Origin of the sequence: Hymenobacter convexus (genome assembly GCF_030580955.1) — a bacterium.
In the GTDB taxonomy this organism is placed as follows: domain Bacteria; phylum Bacteroidota; class Bacteroidia; order Cytophagales; family Hymenobacteraceae; genus Hymenobacter.
This window is the reverse complement of record NZ_JAUQON010000001.1, coordinates 751033-767247: the sequence shown is the minus strand read 5'-3', so window position 1 is coordinate 767247 and position 16215 is coordinate 751033. Positions and strand designations below refer to the sequence as shown.

General features: G+C 63.0%; 11 protein-coding genes. All 11 read right to left on the bottom strand.

Annotation, left to right across the window (positions count from 1 at the left end; all coding sequences use genetic code 11):
* Positions 1-22: 22 nt before the first annotated feature.
* Positions 23-544 carry an Hsp20/alpha crystallin family protein gene (locus tag Q4S41_RS03070; protein ID WP_305029627.1) on the bottom strand — a complete coding sequence of 174 codons (522 nt, stop codon included), beginning with the start codon at positions 542-544 and terminating at the stop codon, positions 23-25.
* A 245-nt stretch (positions 545-789) separates the two neighbouring features.
* Positions 790-1617, bottom strand: a complete 828-nt coding sequence (locus tag Q4S41_RS03065) for a hypothetical protein (RefSeq protein WP_305029626.1) — start codon at positions 1615-1617, stop codon at positions 790-792.
* Positions 1618-1685: 68 nt separating this feature from the next.
* Positions 1686-2882 (bottom strand): M20 metallopeptidase family protein, encoded by a 1197-nt coding sequence (locus Q4S41_RS03060; protein WP_305029625.1) that lies wholly within the window; start codon positions 2880-2882, stop codon positions 1686-1688.
* Positions 2883-3046: 164 nt separating this feature from the next.
* Entirely contained in the window at positions 3047-3619 is a 573-nt protein-coding gene (locus Q4S41_RS03055; RefSeq protein ID WP_305029624.1) for a hypothetical protein, read from the bottom strand.
* Complete coding sequence (gene deoC, locus Q4S41_RS03050; protein ID WP_305029623.1) at positions 3600-4268, bottom strand: deoxyribose-phosphate aldolase; 669 nt, start codon at positions 4266-4268, stop codon at positions 3600-3602. Before deoC ends, Q4S41_RS03055 begins: the two co-directional genes overlap by 20 nt.
* A gap of 33 nt (positions 4269-4301) precedes the next feature.
* Positions 4302-5981, bottom strand: a complete 1680-nt coding sequence (locus Q4S41_RS03045; protein WP_305029622.1) for a T9SS type A sorting domain-containing protein — start codon at positions 5979-5981, stop codon at positions 4302-4304.
* Between the two features lie 179 nt (positions 5982-6160).
* Positions 6161-7858 carry a T9SS type A sorting domain-containing protein gene (locus Q4S41_RS03040; RefSeq protein WP_305029621.1) on the bottom strand — a complete coding sequence of 566 codons (1698 nt, stop codon included), beginning with the start codon at positions 7856-7858 and terminating at the stop codon, positions 6161-6163.
* A gap of 203 nt (positions 7859-8061) precedes the next feature.
* Positions 8062-9684 (bottom strand): T9SS type A sorting domain-containing protein, encoded by a 1623-nt coding sequence (locus Q4S41_RS03035; protein WP_305029620.1) that lies wholly within the window; start codon positions 9682-9684, stop codon positions 8062-8064.
* A gap of 170 nt (positions 9685-9854) precedes the next feature.
* Positions 9855-13265, bottom strand: coding sequence for a preprotein translocase subunit SecA (gene secA / locus Q4S41_RS03030; RefSeq protein ID WP_305029619.1), 3411 nt, complete (start codon positions 13263-13265; stop codon positions 9855-9857).
* A 245-nt stretch (positions 13266-13510) separates the two neighbouring features.
* Positions 13511-14689: a UDP-galactopyranose mutase gene (glf, locus tag Q4S41_RS03025; RefSeq protein ID WP_305029618.1), complete on the bottom strand. Its 1179-nt coding sequence runs from the start codon at positions 14687-14689 to the stop codon at positions 13511-13513.
* Between the two features lie 96 nt (positions 14690-14785).
* Positions 14786-16081, bottom strand: coding sequence for a glycosyltransferase family 1 protein (locus Q4S41_RS03020; protein WP_305029617.1), 1296 nt, complete (start codon positions 16079-16081; stop codon positions 14786-14788).
* Positions 16082-16215 lie beyond the last annotated feature (134 nt).

Sequence of the window (16215 nt, the reverse complement as noted above, 5' to 3'; positions counted from 1 at the left end):
TTTTTAGTTCAATAGTCCGCGCTTAGCGGATTTCAATGTGCTGCTTGGTCACCTTGTCGGTATCGAAAGGCAGTGTGACGCGCAGGATGCCGTCGGTCAGCTCGGCGCCGATGGCCTTCACGTTCACCGTATCAGGCAGGCGGAAGCTGCGGGAGAAGGCGCCGTAGTTGGTTTCGAGACGCCGGAACTTGGGCGCGGCGGGCGCCTCGGGCGCTACCACGGCGGGCTTGTTTTCATCACTGGCGTTGGCCTCGGTGGCCGTGGCAGCGGCTTCCTTGGCGGCGGCGGCAGGGTTGGCGCGTTCGCCGGAAATCACCAGCTGGCCGTCGTGGAATTCAATGTTGACCGCCTCCTTTTTCAGGCCGGGCAAAGCCAGGTGCAGCTCAAAGCCATTCGCGGTTTCGAGGATATCGGCGGCCGGCGTGAAGGCGGGCGCGGGCTGGGCCGGGGTCGTTTGCGGGGCTTGGAGCATATCGGCCAGCATAGCACTCAAGGCGCGGCTGGGGCGGAGGGAAGGGCGGTTGTTATACAGCAAAGTTGCCATGGTTGATGTAGAAATAGAAGTGAAAGAATGACTGCCGAACGTGCGGCGTATCTGCTTTCCTTAAATTCTGTACCAAACCAATTCCAGCCTCGCCACACAGACAAATTGTCTTATTCAAACAATATCTGTAAATACGACGCTTCGCGAAAACCAAGAAAAATGCCGCTTCAACAACGCCAAGGCTGAAAATTCGAGATACATCGTCCCGACAATTTGTCAATACTCCGCTAAAAGCAATAGCGGCGTTAGTGCTGCGTGGGCAGCTGGCGGCGCTCAAACACTGTCTTGCCGGCGAAGAGCGTGAAGCGCGCGTCCAGACCGATGACGGGCGTCACCAGGTTGAGCCGACCGGGGTCGGCAGTGGGCGTGCCACTGATGGGATTGTACTGGGGCAGGGTGAAGTAATAAGCCGTGGTGTAGGCAAACCAGGGCGTGAAATCGAAATGGTTGCCGACGCGGCAGCCCACCTCGGCGCGCAGGCTGGTGTATTGAATGGTGCGCTCGTCGGCATCGGCCTGCGTTTTTTGGATGCGCACGTGCATCACGCCCTCGTAGCTGAGGCGGGGCCGGAGCAAAACGCCGCTACTGCCCACGGGAAACACCTTTTCGAGGTCGGCACGCAGGCTGACGTAGTTCTGGGGCGTGGGGGTGTAGTAGTTGCCTTTCACAAACGGAAAAGCACGGTAGGCACTCAGGCGCTGCCCAAACGTGAGCGGCCCCAGCTGGCTGCGGTGGCGCAGCAGCAGTTCGGGCGTGAGCACCTTGATGTCGCTGCTGGGCTGATATTGCAGGGCGCCGCCCCCGCTCCAATGGTCGCTCCAGAAATGCTCATACGATAAAGCCACCGCCCGCTGGTCGAAGCCCAGAAAACGGTCGGTGCCCACATAGTTGTTGTAGGCGGGGATGTGTTCGCCGTGCAGCTCCAGCAGCAGGTAGTCGCCGTTTTTCAGGGCCATTTCGGCTTGCAGGGTAGCCCACAGCTGGTAGTTGGCCACCTCGCGGCGGGTTTGGGCGGCGACGGGGAAGGCCAGTAGTGTGCCGAAGGAGAGCGCGAGGAGGAGCGGTTTTTTCATTCTGTAAATTAGCAATGCGCGCGAAATGCCCGCGACAATCAAACAAGGGCCGACAGCAGCGGCTGCCGCTATTTGCCGGCCAGCTCCTGCACGGCCAGCCAGGCCATCAGGCCTGGCCCGGTGGCGAGGGCCTGCTCGTCGATGTCGAAGGTAGGCGTGTGCACGGAGGCGGCAAAGCGGCCGTCGGCGTGGCGCGTGCCGAGGCGGTAGAAGCAAGCCGGGGCGGCCTGCGAGAAATAGGCAAAATCTTCGGCGGCCATCCACTGGTCGAGCTCTACCACGTTTTCGGGGCCGAGGTAGGCTTCGGCGGCGGCGCGCACGCGGGCGGTGAGGGCGGGCTCGTTTTCCAGATACGGGTAGCCGTGGCGGATTTCGAGCTCGCAGACAGCGCCCATGCTTTCGGCCAAGCCTTCGCAGAGGCGACGCAGGTGCTGGTGGGCTTCGGCGCGCCATTCCTCGTTCAGGGTTCGGAAAGTGCCTTCGATGTACACCTCATTCGGGATGACGTTGGTGGCACCGTTGGCGATGACCTTGCCGAAGCTGAGCACCGAGGGAATCTTGGGATTGGCGCGGCGGCTCACAATTTGCTGGGCGGCCACGATGATGTGGGCGGCCACCAGCACGGGGTCGAGGTTCATTTCGGGCATGGCGCCGTGGCCGCCTTTGCCCTTGATGGTGAGGTACAGCTCGTCGGTGCTGGCCATGTAGCGGCCGGGGCGCAGACCGATTTTGCCAGCCGGCAGGTGCGGAAACACATGCTGGCCCAGCACGTGGCCCACCGCCGGGTTTTCCAGCACGCCTTCCTTTATCATTAGCGAAGCGCCGCCGGGCAGCCGCTCCTCGCCCGGCTGAAACATGAGCTTCACGGTGCCTCGGAACTCGCCTTTCAGCTCGTTGAGGATGCGGGCAGCGCCCAGCAGCGAGGCCGTGTGCACGTCGTGGCCGCAGGCGTGCATCACGCCGGGGTTGGTCGATTTGTAGGGGACGTCGCTGGTTTCCTGGATGGGCAGCGCGTCCATGTCGGCCCGCAGCGCGATGGTGGGGCCGCCGGGCTGGCCTTCAATAAGGGCCACCACGCCGGTATTGGCGATGGGCCGGGGCGTGAGGCCCAGCTTCTGCAGCTCCCGCGTGACGAAAGCGGCGGTGTTGGTTTCTTCAAATGACAGCTCCGGGTGGGCGTGCAGGTGGCGCCGAATGGCCACGGTATCGGCGGCGTGTTGGGCAGCAAGACGCTGGATTTGGGGGATGAGGGCAGCAGTGGACATGGACAATCGATGGTTAAAAGCTGTCATCCTGAGCGCAGCGAAGGACCTTCTCACCCCTGCATAGGCAGTGAGTTGCTTTACTGCAAATCGTTCAGCGGGGAGAAGGTCCTTCGCTGCGCTCAGGATGACAAGCAGCGCGCGGCCTTTCCTCCACCTGTTCTCCCCTACGGGTTCTTGTTCAGCAGCACCTGGGTGGGCTCCAACTCCAGCTTGGGCGTGAGGCCGCGCAGGCGAGCCAGGCCACGGGCGGCTTCGAGCTTGGTGAGGTAGTCGCCAATGTACAGGCGGTAGACCGGCGACTTGAACACGATGTAATCCGTCTCGTCGGGGTAGCGGCCGATGATGGTGCGCCGGATGGCCATCACCTTGTCGCGCTCCAGGCCCAGGTAAACCAGAATTCGGTAGCCCTGGGCATACTTCACGTTCTGATTGGTGTAGGCTTGGTCGCGCAGGCGCTGCTCCACCTGGGGGTTGACGTGGGCGGTGGGCACCACGGTGGCTTTGGGCGCGGTGGTGACTGCGGTAGCGGGCAGGGGCTTAGGCGCCGCAAATACGGGCCGGTACTTGCTCACATCCTCGGCGGGCAGGGGCGCGGGGGCGTTGGCCACGACGGGCGCGTTTTTTTTCGTGGTATCGGGCGGGGCACTGGCTTGCGGCGCCTGCTGGGCGGTGCTGGCGCAAGCGCCCAGCGTGAGCAGCAGCGCCGCCACAAGGCCCTTAAGCAACGGTTGAGTCATTATTTTCAGCAATCAGGGCCACACTATTGGACGAGCCGATGCGGTTGGCACCGGCGGCTATCAGCGCCTCGGCCGCGGCCCGGGTCCGGATGCCGCCTGAAGCTTTGATGCGCATGGTTTCGGGCAGCACCCGGCGCATCAGCTCGATGTCGGCCACCGAGGCACCGCGGCTGGCAAAGCCGGTGGAGGTTTTTACAAAATCAGCCTCGCCGGCCACGCACAACTGGCAGGCCAGTTCGATTTCCTCTTCCGTAAGCAAAGCGGTTTCGATGATGACCTTGAGCAGGGCCTGATGCACGTGGCAAAGGTCGGCCAGGTCCAGGATTTCATCCTGAATTGCGGCCGTCTTGCCCGATTTCAGGGCCGAGATGTTTAGCACCATGTCCAGCTCGTGGGCGCCGTCATACAAGGCCACTTCGGCTTCCTTAAACTTGACACTCGACGCCGCGTAGCCCAGCGGGAACCCAATTACGGTGCACACCGGCACGGGGGTGCCGGCCAGTTGGGCGGCGGCCAAGGGCACGTAGCAGGGCGGCACGCACACGCTGGCAAAGCCGTGGGCCACGGCTTCCTCGCAAAGCTGGATAATTTGCGCCTCCGTGCAGTCGGGGCGCAGCAGGGTGTGGTCGATGTGGGCGGCGAGGTTCATAGAACAAAGGTAGCGGGTAAGGCCGCCCCTGCCCTACTCCACCACAAGGCGCCGGGTTGCCGTGCCGCCCCCGGCACGAACGTGCACGGCGTAGACGCCGGGGGTCAGGCCGGCAAGGTCCAGCATGGTGGCGGGGCTGGCAGCAGCCGAACAGGTGCGCACGGGACGCCCCAGGGCATCGAGCACGGTAAGCACCGCCCCCACGGGCGCCTGCACCGTGGCCGTGGCATGGGCCGGGTTCGGAAACAGCGCAATATCCCCCAGCTCAGCGGCTCTGACAGCCAGCGGCGCCGCGGCCATCGAAGCCAGAAAACCCACGGTATTGGCCGTGCCGCTGGGAATCAGCAGGCTACCGAAGGAGGCCGGGGGCATGGCACTGCCGCCCACAAATACGGTGGCGCCCGAAAGGGCCACACTGGCCGCCTGGTCGTTGCCGGTGCCCCCGGCCTGTTGGGCCCACACGTAGCTGCCGAAGGTGCCGGCATCGGTCAGGCGCGCCACAAACACCTCGGTGGCGCGTCCTGCGGGCGTTGTGTTGTTCAGCACAAGGGTGCCAAACGCCGCCGTGGGGCTCGAAAAGGCACCGGCCACGTACACGCTGCTGCCGCTCACGGCCAGGGCAGCGGCTTGGTCCGAGGCCGTGCCGCCGGCCTGCTGGGCCCAGGTAAAGGAACTGCTCAGGCCGGCATCCGTCAGACGGGCCACGAAGGCATTGACGGTGCCGGCGCTCACCAGGCCAATGGCATCGAAGATGGCCAGCCCGCTGAAACTGCCGGCCACGTACACATTGCTGCCGCTCACGGCCAGCGCGGTGGCCTGGTCGGGGCCGGTGCTGCCGGCGTTTTTGGCCCAGGCAAAAGCCGTGTTGTTGCCGCCATCCACCAGCTTGGCCACGTAGGCATCGCGGCCGCCGTTGCTGCTGAGTGTAGTGGTGCCGAAGGGAATGTTGCCCACAAAGTCGCCGGCCATGTACACGTTGGTGCCGCTCACGGCCAGCGCGGCCACCTGGTCGTCGCCGGCGTTGCCGCCGTTGGCCCGCGCCCAGCCGAAAGTGCTGCTGGTGCCCACGTCGGCCAGCTTCGCCACGAAGCAGTGGGCCAGGCCGGCCGTGCCGCCGGTAGCGGTGGGGTTGTTGAGCGTGATGCCGCCCAGCGTCATGCTGGGGCTGCGGAAGGTGCCGGCCACGTACACGTTGGTCCCGCTCACGGCCACGGCGGTGGCGCGGTCTTCGTTGGCGCCGCCGGTGGCCTGCACCCAGGCCACGCCGGCGCTGGTGCCCGCGTCCACGTATTTGGCCACGAAGCCATCGGCAGCCCCGGCCGTGCTCACCGCGGTGCCACCAAAGGAAACGGTGTTCACCATCACCCCGGCCACGTACACGGCCGTGCCATTCACGGCCAGGGCCAGGGCCTGGTCGTTGTTGGGGCCGCCCATGCGCTGCACCCACATGAAGCCGCGGTTGGCCACGTTCCATTTGCCCACAAACCCATCGGCGAGGCCGTAGCTGGTGAGCAGGGAGCCGCCCAGGGCCACCGTGCCAGTGAAATAGCCAGTCAGGTACACGTTGGCACCGGTAGCATCGGGCGCAGTGGCCGTCACAGTGTAAGCGCCGTTGGCGGCGGAGGCCACGGGCACCGCGCTTTGCCAGGCAGGGGCCTGCGCGTGGGCCAGGCCACTGCCCAACAGCAGGCCGCTCAACAGAAGGTTTCGCACGAGAGTAAACAGTTTTTTCATCGGATGACGGAGAGTTGGAACAGTGAAAAAGAGCGGCCCGGCCGCCTGTTCCGATGGACTGCCCCGGCGCTCGCTGGTTTAACCATTAGTCAAAAGCAACGAAGCCCCGGCCTGGCGGTCGGGGCTTCGGATAATCAAGCCACTGGATTCGGACGAGCCTACTCTACCACCAGCGGGCGCGTGGCGGTGCGGCCGCCCATCACTACGCGCACGGCGTAGAGGCCGGGGGCCAGGCCGGTCAGGTCCAGGTCGTGGCGTAGGCCCGCGGCAGGCAAGGCCACGCCCGCCGTGTGGACAGCCCGGCCCAGCGCATCGAGCAGGGTGAGCGTGGCCGCGGTGCTGCCAGGCATGGGCGGCAGCTGCACCGTGGCCCGGCCGTGGGCGGGGTTGGGCGCCAGGCTCAGGCCGGGCAGAGCCTGGGGCACACCCGCCGCCAACCCTACAGCAGCCAACGAGGCCAGGAAGCCCGTGCTGCCGCTGGCCGCTCCAGCGGTGGCGAAAGAGCCAAAAGCGGCCGGTGGGAGCACGGTGCCGCCCACGTAGATGCGCCCTCCCGTCAGGGCCAGTCCGTAACCGTTGTCGTTGTAGCTCCCACCGGCGCGTACTGCCCACCGAAAAGCCGGGGAGCCCGTGCTGGAAAGTTGCGCCGCAAATACATCGGTGCTGCCGGCACTGACCAGCGTGGTGGCCCCAAAAAAAGTAGTGCCGCCGAAGGTGCCCGCCAGGAATACCTCGGTGCCGCTCACCTTCAGCCCCCAGGGCTCAGCATAGCCCGTGCCGTCCGATTGCTGGGCCCAGGCGAAGGTGGTGGCGCTGCCCACGTCCAGCAGCTTGGCCACGAAAAGGGGACTGGTGCCGGCAGCACTGCTCAATACGGTATTGCCCAATGCCATGCCCGGGCTGTTGAAGCGCCCCGCCACGTATACCTCGTTACCATTGGCCGTCACCACCGTGGCCGATTCGGCGCCGGCGGCGCCGGCCGCGCGCGTCCACGCGAAGTCGCCGCTGGTGCCGGCATCGGTAAGCCGGCTCACAAAAAAATCGGAGATGCCAGCCGCCGTGAGCGAGGTACTACCAAAATCGCCCGTTCCGTTGAAATAGCCGCATACATACACATTGGAGCCGCTCGCGGCCACGTCGATGCCTTGGTCGAGGCCACTGCCACCGGCGCGCCGGGCCCAGGCAAAGGCAGCGCTGGTTCCCAAGTCGGTGAGTTTGGTTACAAGTATATCGCTGGAACCAGCCGACGTGAGTCCGATGCCGCCAAGGGCTACCGTTCCGCTGAACGAGCCGGCCACGTACACACTGTTGCCACTCACGGCCACCTTGGCCCCGTTGATGCTGGCAAGGGAGCCGCCGGCCTGCTGCGCCCAGGCAAAGCTGGCCGAGGTGCCGGCGTCCACAATTTTGGTTACGAACAGGTCGGATGAGCCAGTACTGGGGAGCACCGTGGTTCCAAAGTCGGCGGTTGCCCCGAAATTGCCCGACACGAACACCCCGCCGCCGCTGGCCGCTATGCCGTAGGGGGTTTCGCTGCCGACGCCGCCAGCGCGCAGGGCCCACACGAAGGCGTTGCCGGCCGGGCTCCATTTTGCCACGAATAAGTCGCTCCGGCCCGCGCTTACCAGGGTGGTGCTGCCCAAAGTTACCGTCCCCACAAAGTAACCCGTCACAAACACGTTGCCGCTGGCATCGGCCGCGCTCTCGTACACTTCCGAATACGACCCGCTGGGCTGGGAAACCAGGTCCAGCCTTTGCCAAACGGGGGCCTGAGCGCGGGCCACCATGCCGGTCAGCAGCAGCAGCAGCGTAAAAACCAACGTTGGGTAGCGACGACGGTACGGTACAGGTTTCATCAGATGGCGGTGTTTGGGAAAGGCGCGGCCAAGATAATCTATTATGCTTTTAACCCAGCGGGTACTGCTCCCGCCAAACAGTCCCCCTTTATTGCCAGCTCAAATCCCAGTGTGCGCTTACCTATTTGGCGGGGCCGTTGTCCCAAGCCAACTCTGTGGGCCGGGCCGGCCAAGGCATTGGCGCGTCATTGGGCAGGCTCGGCCTACTCCACCACCAGCCGCTGGATGGCGCTGCTGCCGCCCGCCGCCACGCGCACGGCGTAGAGGCCGGGGGCCAAGCCGGTCAGGTCCAGGTCGGCGCTGGGGTTGGTGGTCGTCTGGGTGCGCACGGGGCGGCCCAAGGCATCGAGCACGGTGAGGGTGGCCGGGCCGGCGCCGGGCGGCAGCTGCACGGAGGCGCGGCCGTGGGCGGGGTTGGGATACACTGCCAAGCGAGCGGCGGCTAGCCCTGGCCCGGTACCGGTCGTGGTAGCATCGGCAAAGGAAGCGAGGAAGCCAACCCGGGCACCCGCCGTTGCGGGCAGGAGGATGCTGCCGAAAGCAACGGGCAAGGTCGCATCGCCGCCCACATACACCCGGCGGCCCGCATCTACGGCGACGCTGGTTGCCAGTTGCGGGCCGGCGCCCCCCACGGGCATTGCCCAAGCAAAGCTGCCGGTGCTGCCGGCGTCGGTCAGCTTCGTCACGAATATGTTGTCGTTGTTGCCCACGTTGGTCAGGCTGGTGTTGCCAAAGGCGCAGGTGTTGGAGAAGCCCCCCGTCACGTACACGTTGGCGCCGCTGGTGGCCACCCCAGCGGCGTAGTCGCTGAAGGGCCCGCCAGCCACGGCAGTCCAGGCAAAGCTGCCCGTGCCGCCGACATCGGTTATTTTCGTCACGAAAGCATCGTAGCCGTTCAAATTACCGGTGCTTGTGAAGGAAGCGCTTCCAAAAGCGACACGGAAGACAAATCGACCGGCCACGTACACATTCGAACCAGCCACCGCCACCGCATTGGCAATGACGAGGCCGCTGGGTTGGATGGCCCAGGCAAACTGACTGCTTGGACCCGCATCGGCCAGCTTTGCCACAAAGGCCCCCGCGCTGATACCCTGCAACGTAGTGTTGCCGAAGGCAACAGCGTTGGAAAACTGCCCGGTGAGGTACACGGTGCTTCCCGTTGCGGCCAAAGCCGTCACAAAGTCAGAACCAGAGCCGCCGACCTGCTGCACCCACGCCACGGTACCGGCCAGGCCGCCATCGGTGAGCTTGGCCACAAAGCCATCGGCCGTGGCGCCATTCGTCGACCTGTTGGCCAGGGCAAAGGCGCCCAGTTGCAACGTTGCACTGTTGAAAACGCCGGCCACGTACACGCTGGCATCGCTCACGGCCAGGGCATAGGCTTGGTCGCTGTCAGCCCCGCCTAGTGGCACGGCCCACTCCCACCCGGCACCATTGCCGCCATCGGTAAGTTTGGCAACGAAGCCGTCGCTCAGCCCGCTACTGCTGATGCTATGCCCCCCAAAAGTCATCGTTCCGGCAAAATCGCCGGCTACGTACACCCCGGCACTGCTCACGGCCACGGCCGTGGCACTTTCATCGCCGGTTCCTCCTGCCCGTTGGGCCCACACAAAGGATGCGCTGGCCCGGCTCCACTTGGCCACAAACACATCCACACCGCCCGCACTGGTCAGGGAAGCCGTGCCAAAGCCGACTGTGCCCGTGAACGGGCCCGCCACGTAGACGTCGCCATTGGCATCGGTGGTCGTGGCCTTCACCGTCGAGGCGGCGCCGTTTAGCGCCACTGCCGTTTGCCAGGCCGGCGCCTGGGCATGCGCACAGCGCACAGCAAGCAGAAATACCAAACTGAATAAGGTGATTGGTACTAGACGAGCCATGTACATTTCTTACTTGTGAAAAGGTCTAATCAGGCTGCAAATCAACGAAAAAAAGAATGGCCGGCAGCCCCCACGGGGACCACCGGCCATTTAACATTTACGGCTCCGAAGCCGCCAGTTTAGTCCACCAGCACGGCGCGGCCGCTTTCCACGTCCTGCTCCACCGACTTGTACTTCACGTCGCGCTTCACGGTGCCGTCCATGTACTGCACGTTCACCTTGTCGTTGCGGTTGGCCACTTTCTGGCTGCGCACGGGCACCTGCTTCTCGGCGGCCTGGGGCGACTGGTAGTCGGGGCCCATGTCCTCGGGGCCGGCGCCCAGCGAGTCGAGGTTACTCTCGTGCTCCACCGTGAAGCTGGTGTGCTGCTCCTCGTCTTCGAGGTAGTAGTCCTGCTCCTCGTTGGTGCCCACGGCGCCCTGCTGCACCGGCACATCGGCGTGGAAGAGGAACGACGTCGTTTCCTCGTTCACCTTCGCAATCATGCGCTTGAACAGCTCGAAGCTCTCGAACTTGTACACCAGCAACGGGTCTTTCTGCTCGTACACCGCGTTTTGCACCACCTGTTTCAGGTCGTCCATCTGGCGCAGGTGCTGGGTCCAGGCCGTGTCAATCACGGACAGCACCACCACTTTCTCCATCTGGCGCAGAATGTCGTGGCCGCCGGTGGCCTGAGCGCGCTTCAGGTTGGCAATGGCCTGCACCTGCTTCTTGCCATCGGTGAAGGGCACGGCGATGTTCTCGTAGGGCGCGTTCTGGCTCAGCAGGTCGTTGATGAGCGGCAGCGAGTTCGAGGCAATGTGCTCGTTCTTGCTCTGGAAGTAGCCCAGGGCCTCGTCGTACAGCTTCTGCGTGAGGGCCGGCAGCTGCAAGCCGGCTAGGTCCTGCGCCGTCAGGAAGGTGTCGTAGCCGAAAACCTTGATGATATTCAGCTTGAAATCTTCGAAGTCGCCCGTGATTTTGTGGCCGTTGGCGATGTCCTCGCTCACGTCGTAAATCATGTTCAGGATGTCCACTTCCATGCGGTCGCCGTGCAGGGCGTTGCGGCGGCGCTTATACACCACTTCGCGCTGGGCGTTCATCACGTCGTCGTACTCCAGCAGGCGCTTGCGCGTGCCGAAGTTGTTTTCCTCCACCTTCTTCTGGGCGCGCTCAATGGAGTTGGTAATCATCGAGTGCTGAATCACTTCGCCCTCTTCCATGCCCATGCGGTCCATCAGCTTCGCAATCCGGTCGGAGCCGAACAGGCGCATCAGGTTGTCTTCGAGCGATACGAAAAACTGCGAGGTACCCGGGTCGCCCTGGCGGCCGGCGCGGCCCCGCAGCTGGCGGTCGACGCGGCGGCTTTCGTGGCGCTCGGTGCCGATGATGGCCAGACCGCCCGCATCGCGCGACGTTTCGCGCAGCTTAATGTCTGTACCGCGGCCGGCCATGTTGGTGGCGATGGTCACGGTGCCGGGGTAGCCGGCGGCGGCCACAATCTCGGCCTCGCGCTGGTTCTGCTTGGCGTTGAGCACCTGGTGCTGGATGCCGCGCAGCTTCAGCATGCGCGAAACCAGCTCGGAAATCTCTACCGAAGTGGTGCCCACCAGCACGGGGCGGCCGGCTTCTACCAGCTTCTGGATTTCCAGGGCTACGGCGTTGTATTTCTCGCGCACCGTCTTGTACACCTGGTCGTCGGAGTCCTTGCGGCTGATGGCGCGGTTGGTGGGAATTACCACCACGTCGAGCTTGTAGATTTCCCAGAACTCGCCGGCTTCGGTTTCGGCCGTGCCGGTCATGCCGCCCAGCTTGTGGTACATGCGGAAGTAGTTCTGCAGCGTCACGGTGGCGTAGGTCTGGGTGGCGTCTTCCACGCGCACATTTTCCTTGGCCTCAATGGCCTGGTGCAGGCCATCGGAGTAGCGGCGGCCTTCCATTACGCGGCCGGTCTGCTCGTCCACGATTTTCACCTTGCCGTCTTCGGTCAGGATGTACTGGTCATCCTTCTCGAACAGCGTGTAAGCCTTGAGGAGCTGGTTCACGGTGTGCACCCGCTCGCTTTTCTCGTTGTAGTCGCTCATCAGCTTTTCCTTTTGCTGGAGCTTCTCTTCGGCCGAAAGCGCGGCATTTTTCTCAATGTCGGCAATGCCCATCCCGATGTCGGGCATGATGAACAGCTGCGGGTCTTCGCCCTGGGCCGTAATCAAATCGATGCCTTTTTCGGTCAGCTCAATCTGGTTGTTCTTCTCGTCAATCGTGAAGAACAGCGGCTCGTCGGCCTTGGGCATCTGGCGCGAATTATCGGCCAAGTAGTGGTTTTCGGTGGCCTGGAGCACGGCGCGGTTGCCGCTTTCGCTCAGGAATTTGATGAGGGGCTTGCTCTTGGGCAGGCCGCGGTGGGCGCGGAACAGCATCAGGCCGCCCTCGCCGTTCTTGTCGCCTTCTTCCACGCCGGTTTTGCCTTCGGCGATGAGCTTGCGGGCCTGCACGAGGTAGTTCTGCACGATTTTCTTCTGCTCGTCCACTAGGCGCTGGATGCGCGGCTTGAGCTGGTAGAACTCGTGCACGTCGCCGCGCGGCACCGGGCCGGAGATGATGAGCGGCGTCCGCGCATCGTCAATCAGCACGGAGTCCACTTCGTCGACCATGGCGTAGTGGTGCTTGCGCTGCACCAGCTCCTCGGGGTCGCGCGCCATGTTGTCGCGCAGGTAGTCGAAGCCGAACTCGTTGTTGGTGCCGTAGGTGATGTCGGCCTGGTAGGCCGCGCGGCGCTCCGGCGTGTTCGGCTGGTGCTTATCGATGCAGTCCACCGTGATGCCATGGAACTCGAACAGCGGCGCGTTCCATTCCGAGTCACGCTTGGCCAGGTAGTCGTTGACGGTTACAAGGTGCACCCCACGCTTCGACAGCGCATTCAGGAACGACGGTAAGGTCGAAACCAGCGTCTTGCCTTCACCTGTGGCCATTTCGGCAATCTTGCCCTGGTGCAGCACCACGCCGCCAATCAGCTGCACGTCGTAGTGCACCATGTCCCACACAATCTCGGCGCCAGCGGCCAGCCACTTGTTGCTCCAGATGGCTTTGTCGCCCTCGAAAGTCACGTTGGCGTGCGTGGCGGCGTATTCGCGGTCACGGTCGTTGGCGGTTACCACCAACTGGCCATTCTCCTTGTAGCGGCGCGCCGTTTCCTTCACAATGGCGAAGGCGTTGGGCAGCACCTCCAGCAACACGGCTTCGAGGTCCTTATTGCGCTGCTTTTCCAGGGCATCAATTTGCTCGAACAAAACCTCCTTCTGCGCCACATCCAGCTGCGGCTGGCTGTCGATTTGCTGGTGCAAACCGCCAATCTGGCCATCAAGGCCGGCCAGACGCTCGGCAATGCGGGCGCGCACCATGTCGGTCTGCTCGCGCAGCTGGTCGTCGGTCAGGCCAGCCAGTTTGGCATATTCGGCGTTGATGAGGGCCACGTAAGGCACCACATCCTTGAGGTCCTTTTCAGCTTTGGAGCCAAATATTTTGGCGATGGTTTTGCCGAGAAAATCTAACATTAGGTAGTCTTTTAGCGAATAAGCGCCTTGGGCGCACCTCAAATTTACGCAGCCTTCCGCTAAAACCGTCCCAAAACGAAAAGCCCCGCCAAATTGGCGGGGCTTTTTCTGTAGCGCGGACTTTGCAGTCCGCGTCTCGCCGCCGGGCGGCGAATCATTGTCAGAGCAGTTGCGTAGCCGTTTTGCGGCACCAGCTTCGCCGCGTTGCGGCGAGACGCGGACTACAAAGTCCGCGCTACAACTGGCTACTCCTGTTGCGGCGAGCGGCTGATGAGTTTCTCGACCAGCGCGGTGCTGCCCGAAATGGCGGGAAGCGCCGGCTTGGCAGCGTTTTCCTTCTCCGTCAGCTTCTTGTAAAGCGTCAGGGCCTGGGCCACTACCTGGTCCATGTTGTAGTACTTGTAGGTGGCAAGGCGGCCCACGAAGTGCACGTTGGGCGTCTCATCGGCCAGCTTCTTGTACTTGTTGTACAACTCGGCGTTTTCCGGCATCGGAATGGGGTAGTACGGGTCGCCCTCGGCCTGCGGGTACTCGTACACGATGGCCGTTTTGGGATGGTCCTGGCCGGTGAGGGCCTTAAACTCCGTGATGCGGGTGTAGGGGTGCTCGTTGGGGTAGTTCACCACGGGCGCGGCCAGGTGCTTCTCCTTGTTCAGCGTCTCGTGCTTGAACTCGAGCGAGCGGTAGGGCAGCTTGCCGAATTTGAAGTCGAAATACTCATCTACCGGGCCGGTGAAGATGATTTCCTTGTAGGGAATGAAGTCGATTACCTCGTGGTAGTCGGTATTCAGCATCACCTTGATGTTCGGGTGGTTGAGCATGTTCTCAAACATCCGGGTGTAGCCGTGCAGGGGCATGGCCTGGTAGGTATCGGTGAAGTACCGGTCGTCGCGGTTGGTGCGGGTAGGCACACGCGAAGTCACCGACTTGTCCAGCTGCGAGGGGTCGAGGCCCCACTGCTTATTGGTGTAGTTTTTAAAGAACTTGTTGTACAGCTCGCGGCCTACTTTGCTCACCACCACGTCTTCCGACGTTTTGATGACATCGACCTGTTCGGCCACCGAGGCGAAGAATTCTTCTACTTCGAAGCTGGTCAGGTTCAGGCCGTAGAGCTTGTTGATGGTGTCGAGGTTGATGGGCATGGGCACCATCTGGCCGTCTACCGAAGCGAGCACGCGGTGCTCGTAGGGACGCCACTCGGTGAAATTGCCGAGGTAGTCGAACACATCCTTCGAGTTAGTATGGAAGATATGCGGACCATACTTGTGCACCAGAATGCCGTCCTCATTGTAATGGTCGTAGGCATTGCCTCCAATGTGGCTACGCTTGTCGATGATGAGGACTTTTTTGTTGCTGCGGGTGGCCAGCCGTTCGGCGAGCACGCTGCCGGCAAAACCGGCCCCAACGATGAGGTAATCGAACATGGTGCGTAGGGTATGGATTGTGTAAGGAAGGGACTATCGGGAGGGAATGAGGCAATAAGGAACTGGCCGTCTGTAGGTCGCATGAACGACTGTCGACTACGAAACGGGCGGCAGGGTTACTTCCGACACTTTGGGGGCCATCAGCGGCTCGTGGGCCTGCGTGGTGGTGGCGGCGTCGGGGGTTTTGGCGGTCAGGCGGGCCTGCATCAGGTCCACCATTTGCTGCCAAGTCTGGTCCCACGAGATGGTGGCTAGGTAATCGTCGGTGCGCTTCCGCCAGTCGGCATCTTCGCGCTGGGTGAGGGCCTTGGTGATGGCCTTGCCGAAATCGGCGGCATTGTCAGCAATCTGGACGAGGTTGAGGTCGCCGTAGGGGCGCACCACGTCGCGGATGGGCGTGCTCACCACGGGGTTGCCGGCGGCGAGGTACTCGGGGGTTTTAGTGGGCGAAATGAATTTGGTGCTCTCGTTATCCGCAAACAAAAGCGTCGCCACATCCCAACCCTTCAAATAGGCGGGCAGTTCCTTGTAGTCTTTGCCGCCGAGGTAATGCACGTTGGCCGTGCGGGGCAAAATGGCGGGGTCAATCTTGACCACCGGCCCGATGATGACAAACTGCCACTCTGGGTGCGCCTGCGAAAGTTCGCGCAGCAACTCAATGTCCAACCGCTCATCGACCACGCCGAAGAAGCCGATGCGCGGGTGCGCAATGCCGGCTTGGTCGGCGGGCTCGGCCAGCGGGCCGCGGGCCTGGCCAAAGTGGGCCTTGTCGATGCTGCTGGGGAAAGGGTGCGCGTCGGGGTGTTGCTCGCGCTTCGATTCGTAGAGCGTATGGCCGCCAGTGAATACCAGGTCGGCTTTGGTGAATAATTCCTGCTCGCGCTTTTTCAACTCGGGCGGCGCGAATTTGAAGGCTGCCAGTTCGTCCATGCAATCGTATACGGTGAGCTTGGGCGTGAACTGGCGCGACTTGCCGAGGGCCATCGGCGTGTAGTACCAGAAAATGTACTCCCGAACGCCTTGCTCGTTGAAATAATGGCTGAGAACTTCAAACTGAGCCTGGTCGGCGGCCGCTTCATCGGCCCGGAGGCGCTGGGGCAAGTGCACCACCACCACTTTCACGCCGTTGTCCCGCTCTTTGATTTCAACGTGCGGCTCGATGAGGTCGTCGTTGTGGTAAAACGCATCTTCCACGTAAAACACGCGGCCGTGCTGGGCGAAGCGGGAAAGCAAATGCTGGGGCCGCTGCCACACAAAGTCCCAATGCAAATGCGCAAAGCAAACCAGGTCGGGCAGGGTGTAAGGGGCAGTGGTTTCGGCGGCTGATGCGCTGGGCCGGGCAGCGGTGGCAGAGGCACGCAAAGGCGCTTCCACCGTCGATGAAGGGGGCATGAAAACAGGCGAGAAGAAGGAGTTTCGCGCCGCTCCGGAGTAATAACAGGATAATAACCGGGGCGCTTGCCACCCTATACGCAGCCGCCGGGCCGAAGGATATGGTTGAGCTTAAACACGGAATATCCCGTTGG

What these genes read in the sequence shown, in the direction of transcription:
- Q4S41_RS03070 (WP_305029627.1), bottom strand. Translation starts at nt 544, where the DNA reads ATGGCAACTTTGCTGTATAACAACCGCCCTTCCCTCCGCCCCAGCCGC.
- Q4S41_RS03065 (WP_305029626.1), bottom strand. Translation starts at nt 1,617, where the DNA reads ATGAAAAAACCGCTCCTCCTCGCGCTCTCCTTCGGCACACTACTGGCC.
- Q4S41_RS03060 (WP_305029625.1), bottom strand. Translation starts at nt 2,882, where the DNA reads ATGTCCACTGCTGCCCTCATCCCCCAAATCCAGCGTCTTGCTGCCCAA.
- Q4S41_RS03055 (WP_305029624.1), bottom strand. Translation starts at nt 3,619, where the DNA reads ATGACTCAACCGTTGCTTAAGGGCCTTGTGGCGGCGCTGCTGCTCACG.
- deoC (WP_305029623.1), bottom strand. Translation starts at nt 4,268, where the DNA reads ATGAACCTCGCCGCCCACATCGACCACACCCTGCTGCGCCCCGACTGC.
- Q4S41_RS03040 (WP_305029621.1), bottom strand. Translation starts at nt 7,858, where the DNA reads ATGAAACCTGTACCGTACCGTCGTCGCTACCCAACGTTGGTTTTTACG.
- secA (WP_305029619.1), bottom strand. Translation starts at nt 13,265, where the DNA reads ATGTTAGATTTTCTCGGCAAAACCATCGCCAAAATATTTGGCTCCAAA.
- glf (WP_305029618.1), bottom strand. Translation starts at nt 14,689, where the DNA reads ATGTTCGATTACCTCATCGTTGGGGCCGGTTTTGCCGGCAGCGTGCTC.
- Q4S41_RS03020 (WP_305029617.1), bottom strand. Translation starts at nt 16,081, where the DNA reads ATGCCCCCTTCATCGACGGTGGAAGCGCCTTTGCGTGCCTCTGCCACC.